Origin of the sequence: Enterococcus sp. RTP21361st1_A6_RTP21361_211029 (genome assembly GCF_040910045.1) — a bacterium.
Classification (GTDB): Bacteria; Bacillota; Bacilli; order Lactobacillales; family Enterococcaceae; genus Enterococcus_D; species Enterococcus_D gallinarum.
On sequence record NZ_JBDGBK010000188.1, the window covers coordinates 1 to 1,717 of the forward strand.

Below are 1,717 nucleotides of genomic sequence, written 5' to 3' on the forward strand. Positions count from 1 at the left end.
TCAAAAGGATATTTTGCCATACAAATAACGACCCCCAAAAGTTAGATTTTTTGGTCTAACTTTTGGGGGTCGCTTCAATATGCTTGCCACTGGTATCTTTTTTTCGATTCTTTAGAGAATAGCATGGGACTTGATATATTCAGTCAGCTTGATGGCATCTTCATTTGTACGGGAAATAACGGCTACTGTATCAAAGCCGGCGAGAGAACAAACTTTCTCAGGCATCGAAACTTCATCTAAAGCCGCTGCCAATAAAGGTGCATTGTCAGGGATCGTATTGATTAGCGTCATAAATTGAACACGATCCACTTTGGTGACGACATCTTCCAGCATGTGAATCAGCCGTTGTTCTTCCGCTTTTTCATTTTCTTGAGTATTCATTCCTTGAAAGAGAACAAATTTTGTTTGTCCAGTCTCATCAGGCTGTTTGACAATTTTTAGATCACGGATATCGCGGGAGATCGTTGCCTGCGTAGCGGTTACTCCTTGTGCTTCGAGCAACTGCAACAGTTCTTCTTGAGTTCCCACACTATGTTCTGCAATAATCTGTTTGATCAATAAATGCCGGTCGGATTTACGCATAAATAGACTCCTTTAATTGAATTCTTCAGCATTATCATAGCAGAAAAAGGATTAAAAACCTAGGCTTTAGTCAGACTGAACACCCGTTGTTTGTAAGAAAAAAATGTAAAAGTAAACAGCTAGGTTTATGAGGAAAAGCAGTTGCAATTCTTTAGTAGCTACTGTATACTGTTTAAGGCGTGAGTTTTTTGACTCCGCAAATCCACATCTTGTTCCATCTGCGAAGCGGTGCTGATAATCAGTTCTTCGAAGAGCTAAAGAGCAAGAGAGGAAATCAAAAACCAAATTGGAGGAAACACATCATGGCAGTAATCTCAATGAAACAATTGCTAGAAGCCGGCGTACACTTTGGACACCAAACACGTCGCTGGAACCCAAAAATGAAGAAATATATCTTCACAGAAAGAAACGGTATCTACATCATCGACTTACAAAAAACTGTTAAGTTAGTAGATGCAGCATACGACTACATGAAAAACGTTGCTGAAGAAGGCGGAGTTGCTTTGTTCGTAGGAACAAAAAAACAAGCTCAAGAAGCAATCAAAGAAGAAGCAATCCGTTCAGGTCAATACTACGTAAACCATCGTTGGTTAGGTGGAACATTGACGAACTGGGAAACTATCCAAAAACGTGTTGCTCGCTTGAAACAAATCAACAAAATGGAAGAAGATGGCACATTTGATGTCCTTCCTAAAAAAGAAGTCGTTGGTTTGAACAAAGAACGCGAACGTCTTGAAAAATTCTTAGGCGGTATCGCTGATATGCCAAGAATTCCAGATGTAATGTACGTTGTTGACCCACGCAAAGAACGCATTGCGATCCAAGAAGCACGTAAATTAAATATCCCAATCGTAGCGATGGTTGATACAAACTGTGATCCAGATGAGATCGACGTAGTTATCCCATCAAACGACGATGCGATTCGTGCCGTTAAATTGATCACTGCTAAAATGGCAGATGCATTTATCGAAGGCAACCAAGGCGAAGACCAAGTAGTTGAAGAAGATTTTTCTGCTGAATCAACAGAAAATGCTACTTCAATCGAAGAAATCGTTGATGTTGTCGAAGGCGACAATGTATCAGCTGAATAAGAAATGATGGAGCTGTTTCAAAGGCTGGGCGACAAGCCTCACTC

Annotated in this window: 2 protein-coding genes; one reads left to right on the forward strand and one right to left on the reverse strand. The window is 40.4% G+C overall.

Annotated elements, in window-relative coordinates; genetic code table 11:
- Positions 1-111 precede the first annotated feature (111 nt).
- Positions 112-582 (reverse strand): arginine repressor, encoded by a 471-nt coding sequence (locus AB5Z52_RS16865; protein WP_003126866.1) that lies wholly within the window; start codon positions 580-582, stop codon positions 112-114.
- A 302-nt stretch (positions 583-884) separates the two neighbouring features.
- Between AB5Z52_RS16865 and rpsB the strand changes: the two genes are divergently transcribed.
- Positions 885-1,673, forward strand: a complete 789-nt coding sequence (gene rpsB / locus AB5Z52_RS16870) for a 30S ribosomal protein S2 (RefSeq protein ID WP_003126867.1) — start codon at positions 885-887, stop codon at positions 1,671-1,673.
- Positions 1,674-1,717: the final 44 nt, after the last annotated feature.